1 protein-coding gene is annotated in these 378 nt (G+C 32.8%); it reads left to right on the top strand.

Annotated features, from left to right (window positions below):
- Positions 1-167 precede the first annotated feature (167 nt).
- Positions 168-378: Lrp/AsnC family transcriptional regulator (locus HC175_RS20390; protein WP_168139864.1), on the top strand; the 211-nt coding region annotated here is incomplete at its 3' end.

The following is a 378-nucleotide window of genomic DNA, read 5'->3' as shown; positions in this document are numbered from 1 at the left end:
ATGAAACCCCACTTTCCGAAAACGATATAGTAGAGGCTATTTTGTTAAATAAAGAGAAGTTATTAATAAAATAGCCTCATATTCCATTAATATTATTTATAATCTAATTATTTTGTGCTAATTTTGTACTTCATTTAAAATATAGGAGAATCTACAAAAGAGAAGATATGGCAAAGTTTAGATTAGATGAAACAGATCACCAGATCCTGAACATGTTGATTGATAATACGCGTACCCCATTTACCGATATAGCGAAGAAACTCAATATTTCGGCAGGTACGGTTCATGTTAGAGTAAAGAAAATGGAAGAGGCGGGGATCATTTTAGGATCTTCCCTAACGCTCAATTACGAAAAACTGGGTTACGCTTTTATTGCAT

It is taken from the genome of Salinimicrobium oceani (assembly GCF_012037645.1).
This window is presented reverse-complemented; position numbering and strand designations above follow the sequence as displayed.